Source organism: Methanomassiliicoccales archaeon (genome assembly GCA_013415695.1).
GTDB lineage: Archaea > Thermoplasmatota > Thermoplasmata > Methanomassiliicoccales > JAAEEP01 > JAAEEP01.
Window position 1 is genome coordinate 1 of the sequence record JAAEEP010000035.1, and the last position, 6,357, is coordinate 6,357.

Annotated in this window: 8 protein-coding genes; 5 read left to right on the forward strand and 3 right to left on the reverse strand. The window is 52.4% G+C overall.

What is annotated here, in order from left to right:
- The coding region (locus GKC03_09950; GenBank protein NYT12848.1) for a DNA primase catalytic subunit PriS at positions 1 to 835 on the reverse strand (835 nt) is incomplete at its 3' end.
- Positions 836 to 957: 122 nt separating this feature from the next.
- Here GKC03_09950 and GKC03_09955 point away from each other — a divergent pair.
- Together GKC03_09955 and GKC03_09960 are read left to right on the forward strand one after the other, a co-directional pair.
- Positions 958 to 1,566: a hypothetical protein gene (locus GKC03_09955; GenBank protein ID NYT12849.1), complete on the forward strand. Its 609-nt coding sequence runs from the start codon at positions 958 to 960 to the stop codon at positions 1,564 to 1,566.
- Between the two features lie 142 nt (positions 1,567 to 1,708).
- The gene (locus GKC03_09960) at positions 1,709 to 2,581 is read left to right on the forward strand and encodes a zinc metalloprotease HtpX (GenBank protein ID NYT12850.1); all 873 of its coding nucleotides are present in this window, start codon (positions 1,709 to 1,711) and stop codon (positions 2,579 to 2,581) included.
- A gap of 41 nt (positions 2,582 to 2,622) precedes the next feature.
- Here GKC03_09960 and GKC03_09965 read toward each other — a convergent pair whose 3' ends face one another.
- Positions 2,623 to 3,315 (reverse strand): PHP domain-containing protein, encoded by a 693-nt coding sequence (locus tag GKC03_09965; protein NYT12851.1) that lies wholly within the window; start codon positions 3,313 to 3,315, stop codon positions 2,623 to 2,625.
- Positions 3,297 to 4,589: a bifunctional hexulose-6-phosphate synthase/ribonuclease regulator gene (locus tag GKC03_09970; GenBank protein ID NYT12852.1), complete on the reverse strand. Its 1,293-nt coding sequence runs from the start codon at positions 4,587 to 4,589 to the stop codon at positions 3,297 to 3,299. The genes GKC03_09965 and GKC03_09970 overlap by 19 nt, the downstream gene beginning before the upstream one ends.
- A gap of 128 nt (positions 4,590 to 4,717) precedes the next feature.
- On the opposite strand from GKC03_09970, the gene GKC03_09975 reads away from it, so the two are divergent.
- The 3 genes from GKC03_09975 to GKC03_09985 form a co-directional block, all read left to right on the forward strand.
- A complete protein-coding gene (locus tag GKC03_09975; GenBank protein ID NYT12853.1) occupies positions 4,718 to 5,446 on the forward strand; it encodes a circadian clock protein KaiC in 729 nt (242 codons plus the stop codon).
- Positions 5,443 to 6,024 carry a hypothetical protein gene (locus tag GKC03_09980; GenBank protein ID NYT12854.1) on the forward strand — a complete coding sequence of 194 codons (582 nt, stop codon included), beginning with the start codon at positions 5,443 to 5,445 and terminating at the stop codon, positions 6,022 to 6,024. Before GKC03_09975 ends, GKC03_09980 begins: the two co-directional genes overlap by 4 nt.
- 196 nt (positions 6,025 to 6,220) lie before the next feature.
- On the forward strand, positions 6,221 to 6,357 hold a 137-nt coding region (locus GKC03_09985; protein ID NYT12855.1), incomplete at its 3' end, for a type IV pilin.

Consider the following 6,357-nt stretch of genomic DNA (forward strand, 5'->3'; position numbering starts at 1 on the left):
CCTCCAGGTTACCCTTCTCTAGAATGAGGTCTCCAACATCCTTTCCGCCCTTATTCGAGCGGACCGCCTCCCCCAAGCTGACCAATCGGTTATCCGACACCTCGATCGTCGATGGATATCTTTCCCTAATCTCGGCGATATCCAGCGATCTCAGATCACCAAGGAGACTCTCAAGTCCTTCACGCATCCTCAGGCGCCATCCCCCCGAGGAAGCGGAAGGCACAATTCGGGCCTTTTGGACAACCTGCCTATCCCCACACCGCTTCTCGAAAGAAGCCCTCTCCTCAAAGACCCAGTCAATGTCAAGGTCAGTTCCCGTTATGTAATCTACGATCTCCCGCCTTTCGTGGCTTCTCAGCTGGAGCACCTCCTCGGCAGAGACGTGGGCGTGATAGCCCCTACCCCCAGAGAATACCAGCCTTAACTCGGACTCACCGAAGCCCAGATCACCCAGAAGGAAGTCATCGACCAGCCTGATGAACTCCTTCTTCACCTGGGCCAGCATATCAGGATATGAAAGCCCCCCCGCTCCTCTTATGTGGTCAGCATCGAGATCGAATATCAGGTCCGCCCCAAGCCAGGACTTCTCTTCCATAGTGGGTGCCCCAGGCGTTGCATAGTACGCTGAGGAGTGATAGGCGTGAGACGGTATTCTACTTGGGAAAAAGTCCTGCATGTCGCCCACCTTAGAGAATGAGAGGTGCCTTTGGACGTAGTCCTTTCCAAAGAACATGAACGCGAACTCTCTTCTACCGAACCTCTCCGGCGGAGGTGGTGGGGATTCCCGGTAGTATTTTCCGAACCACCTCGTGATAAAGTCGAGCTCACCACTCATAGGGGATAGAAGGCAGCTTTCGCTATTATCATTTCTCATTTGATGCCGAACGATATCCACACTCACCATTCAAGAAACAACCATTAAATTGAAGGAACAAGATTACGAGAAGGAGGCGGCATATGAAAGCCTACATCAAGGTCATATATTCCAGTGAGGGCGCCTCACCTGGAGAGGTAGAAAAAGCATTCACAGAGATCGGTTTTCTTAGGCTCAAAGGAAGTTCCGTTTTTGAGATTGACGTGAGTGAAGAAACGGAGCTTTCGGAAAAACTTGACAAACTGCATGACGCTCTTAGGGGATTGGAGGTAAGATATATGTCGTCCATTCAGGTACCAGAGGAGGCCCCATCCACGGAAGTTCCCAGCTACAGACAGAGATTGGAGAAATGGAGAGCCATCGGGATTGACGTGGACTATCTCATGGAGGCGCTCGAGCGGAACATCGATGATTTCAGGGAGCACGCCAAGGAAATATGGGTGGCCCAGATAGATCGAATCGCAGATGAAAGGGAGAGGGAGATGGCCGAGCTCGAGGCCAAGAAGAAGCTTGAAGATGCAAGAGAAGGCATTCTCCGTGAGGTCGAAATGGAGGGACGCAGCTTCCACGAACTGGTCAACACCATAGATATCGATAGCGAGATCCTCTCTGACATTCTGGACGATCTGGTGGAAAAGGGAAGGATCAAAGCCGAGCAGAAGGGAAGGCACGTAATCTTCGTTCTCACCTGATGTTCAACCTTTCAAGAATGATACCTATTGCACCGTATCCAGAGAGGAACAGATCGTCAGTTCCTTCTATGGAACATTTTTTATAGAAGTTTTAACAAGACTTAAATAGATTGATGGTCATAAATGCGGGAAAGGTGACGAGATGGGAGCAACTTCAAGGACGATGGTCCTCTTCGCGTTCATGTTCGGACTCTTCATCGTGATAGGGTGGGCAATAGGTGGCCTGTTCTTTAACAACTGGGTCTGGGGCGCAGTATTCTTTCTGATACTTGCGGGGTTGTTCAATCTGATTGCATACTTCTATTCATCAAAGATAGTGATGTGGTCATACCGTGCCAAGATAGTGGAAGAACAGGAGGCACCCCGGCTCTACCGATCCGTAAACAGGGTGTCCTCCATGGCCGGTATGCCAATGCCGAAGGTGGCCGTGGTCCCCACCGACACCCCCAACGCCTTCGCTACTGGCCGGAATCCCAACAACGCCGTGGTAGCCGCTACCCGAGGCATACTGAGACTGCTGGACGACGACGAGCTTGACGCGGTCATCGCCCACGAAATGGCCCATGTCAAGGACCGGGACATCCTTGTCATGAGTGTGGCCGCCACCCTTGCCGGGGCCATCTCATTCGCGGCGAGGTGGGCGTTTTGGGGAATGCTGTTTGGTGGGGGTAGAAGGAACGAAGGCGTCGCGATCATTGCCATCGTCGTCGCCATAACCGCTCCCATCGCTGCACTGCTGATCCAGCTGGCCATCTCCAGAAGTCGCGAGTACAAGGCTGACGAGGTCGGGGCCATGATAATTGGGAGGCCAAGGAACCTGGCCAGAGCCCTATTGAAATTGGAGGCAGGTAATACAAAGAAGCCACTTGATTACGGCAATCCCGCCTCCCAGACCATATGGATAGTCAACCCTTTCAGGGGAGGCGGGTTTGTCAGGATTTTCTCCACGCACCCCCCGATCGAGGAGAGGGTGAAGAGGCTGGAGAAGATGGCCACCACAATGGGCCAATATTGAAATCCTTTCTACCTTCATTCTTATTTCTACCTTCACTATTATTAGAAAAGGAGGTCGTTCTCCAACCCAGCCCTTCGGAGGAACCCGTATGCCTCATCGAGATTGGACACCTCCGTTATCGTGTGATGGGCATCGGTTCCTATAGAAACCTTGACCTTTCCTCGAAATGCTTTGAAGTACGGTTCAGCAAGATCGAAGAAGCGCTCCCCATCCCTGACGTATGGGTGAGCTGTGTTTATCTCGACGAAGACCCCCATGTCCTGAAGGACATCGGCAGTTTCTCCCGGAGACAGGGACCCGAAGATCCTTGAGATGTCAGAATGAGCTAGACCGCAGGGTCCATGGAACCGTGACCTTAGTTCTGAGAATCTTTCGAGATCCAAGCCCCCGACCAGGTCATCAGCAACGTACTCGAATAGGACCAGATCCAGTTCTTCCATCTCTTTAAATGGAAGGTTCCAGAGGTCGCATCTCGCTGGATTCGTATCGATCTCCACACCGACCATTACCCGTATCCCACCTCCATACTTCTCCCCAAGTGTTCGTATTAGGTTGATGTACTCCCCGAGATTGCTAGATCTGAGAGACCTAACCTTGACGGTCTCGAAATGATCTGTCAAGGCTACATGCGTCAGCCCATCTGTTGCCGCCCTCTCGAGTATCTGCTCTGGCCTGAAATCACCATCTGAGAAAACCGAGTGGGTGTGGAGATTGATCAGCGAATCTGCTCCCACTTCTCCAACTCCTGGACACTGGACAAGGTTCTCCCTCTCTTGATCTCTTCCCGTATCCTGTTCTCCCTCTCGTTCACGTCCACTGCCCGGTTGGCTATCTCAACCGCCTGCTCCTGGGGAACCACAACAACCCCGCTCTCATCACCAACGATCCAATCGCCAGTTCTGACCTGCTGCCCACCGCAGACGATCTCGATCCCTATCCCTCCAAAACCCTTGGGTTCTCCAGCATCGGGGGAAAGGTTCCTGCTGAAGCAGGGGAAATCGATGTCCAGGATGGTATCGATGTCCCTCGCCGCACCATCGATCACGATCCCGGCGATGCCTTTGAGCTTGCAGCTCCATGAAGCCAGCTCACCCCAGACCGCGATTTCGCTGCCACCAGCGTCCACGACGATGACATCCCCCTCAACAGCGCGGTCGATCGCCTCTACCGGTTTGGCCCAATCGCCCTTTGATGTCTGGACCGTCAGGGCGCGACCCACCATTTTCGTCCCCCTGTTGATACGGGGGACTATGCTTCTCATTACCCCCCGCTTGTGCTGGGCATCTGCGATGTTGGGGGTCGAAACCCTTCCAAAGGCGGTGAAAAGATTCTCCATGCCGTACTTCTTGGACAGCTCGGTGGAGATGGATTCTCCACTTTCCATTGCCTTCTTGACTCTGGCAGCGGCACCGGAGACATCCTCTGCCTTGATTATTCCTCCTCCCACTATTATTATCGAAGCCCCGGCTTCAATAAGCCCCGGTGCACTTTCTGCGCTGATACCACCTGCAACCGCTATAGGTATGCCCTCTTTGGAGATGGACGCCACGATCTCCTCCGGTGGTTTTCCACCCTTCATTTGCTCATCTATCGCCACGTGAAGACAGACGTAGGCGGCACCCATCTCGGCAACCTCCCTTGTTCGGCCGATCTTGTCCTCCACGTTCATGAGGTCTACCATTATTCGGGTCCCGTATTTCCTCCCCACGAGAACGGATTCGGAGATCGTCCCGTTATCAGCGACTCCCATTACGGTCACGATGTCGGCACCCGCCTTTGCGGCGATCTCCACCTCCATCCCGCCAACGTCCATAGTCTTGAGGTCTGCCACCAGGGTCCTGTCTGGAAAAAGCCTCTTCAGTTCCCTAAGCGCTTCAACACCCTCGCTCTTGATCAACGGGGTACCGGCCTCGATCCAATCGACACCTCCGTTCACAGCCTCTTCGCAGATCTCCAATGCCCTCTTGAGATGCATGAGGTCCAGTGCAACCTGGAGGACGGGTTTCATGGTTCTGACTAGGCCCTTGTTATTAATAATGCTTGCGCGCGATCGGAATTGAATGCTAGAATTTGTAAGTTGCAATTAATGAAATCGAAATACAAAATGCTAAAAGAGCCCTCATGAATTGTCGTTCGATGGCCAGCGAGAGGGAGAGAGAGCGTTGCGTGACCGGAATCGAAGGTCTTGACCGAATACTGGGTGGGGGGCTTCCTTGCTCCAGCATCACCCTTGTTACGGGTGATTGTGGTACGGGAAAATCATCACTTGCACTCGAGTTCCTGGTGAGGGGCGCAATGATGGGGGAGAAAGGCCTCCTCGTGAATACGGTTGAGCCTTTCGGCAAGCTGATCTCCAGCATACCACGCTTCGATTTCATGGACGCGGATCATTTCGAGAACGAGAACATAATGACCCTGGAGCTCCCCGAGATATTGGAGTCAGCCGGACTCATGGAGCAGATCAAGGAGGAGAAGGCGGTGTTGGAACTCTGCAGCAAGCTGAAGAAGACCATTAAGGAGAATGAGATCAAGCGGTTTGTTCTGGATTCCCTAACGCCTCTGCACTTCGAGATCGGAAGCGAGAAGCTAGTCCATCATCTTCTACGGAGGATGAGTCAGATATTGTATGAGGATCATTGCACTGGTATACTGGTCTCGGATTCCGGACCCCTATCGGAGATCGAGAAGATAGTGGCCGACGGCGTCCTATTGATGAGCAACTTCGATCGCGGTGGAGATCTACTGAGGACGATGCAGGTCATCAAGATGAAAGGCACGGAGCACTCCCGATCGAGGTACGCTATCGATCTGACCACAATGGGAATGCTAACCACGCCACTTCTCAAGGGAGGTATGAACAGATGAGCGACGACCTGGGACTGGAGATCTGCGAGAAGCTCGAAGAGCTGGGACCGTCGGTATCAGTAGCAATGGAAATATGCTTCGACTGCTACTTTGATGCCATCCGAGGGTTGGTGGACAACTTCTCGAACCAAAGAGATTTCAATTGCATCTATATCACGTCATCCATTCCCGCAGCCACGCTCCAGGGTGCGCTGGAGACCCTAGAGGTCAGCACCGAGAGGGTACATTTCATCGACTGCCTATCCCACATGCTTATGGGGAACATCAGCAAGAACGATCACATCATTTTCGTGGAGAGCCCTACCATGCTGGAGAACGTCATCCTGAAGGTGGAATACCTCATGAGGAAGAACAATTCCGCCCCCACCGTGGTCATCCTGGATTCGATCGATTCTCTCGCAATACACAACGAATCCAAGATACTTACAGAGTTCCTCCAGATACTGCTTGGTGGGCTTAAGGCCCGAGAGGTCTTTCCTGTCGTCCTATCCATGAAGGAGCAGTCAAAACCAGACATCAAGGAGATGGTGCATCTCATCTGCGACAGTGTAGTAACCTTTGGTGACGAGGAGGAATAGATATTTCACGGATATTATCAAGAAAGAGACTATTTCCTCTCGATTCCGATATTTACCATGATTTTTCACAGAGCCAGGCATCGTAAATCAAAGATACATTTCTTGATATCCATGCACAAAGCTTTATATTTCTCGATGGCAACATGCACCTTGCGCGATGGGTAACCATCGTAAGGAGGACTGAATAATGAAAAAGATGTGGAAATTCCGAAAGGATTCCAGGGCGGTTTCGCCTGTCATCGCTACCATCCTGATGGTGGCCATCACCGTAGTGCTGGCCGCCGTCCTCTATGTGATGGTCAGCGGATACGGTGGCGGTGGCGAGACGGCTCC

Coding starts and splice junctions, on each gene's coding strand:
- GKC03_09955 (NYT12849.1), top strand. CDS start 958: ATGAAAGCCTACATCAAGGTCATATATTCCAGTGAGGGCGCCTCACCT.
- GKC03_09960 (NYT12850.1), top strand. CDS start 1,709: ATGGGAGCAACTTCAAGGACGATGGTCCTCTTCGCGTTCATGTTCGGA.
- GKC03_09970 (NYT12852.1), bottom strand. CDS start 4,589: ATGAAACCCGTCCTCCAGGTTGCACTGGACCTCATGCATCTCAAGAGG.
- GKC03_09975 (NYT12853.1), top strand. CDS start 4,718: ATGGCCAGCGAGAGGGAGAGAGAGCGTTGCGTGACCGGAATCGAAGGT.
- GKC03_09980 (NYT12854.1), top strand. CDS start 5,443: ATGAGCGACGACCTGGGACTGGAGATCTGCGAGAAGCTCGAAGAGCTG.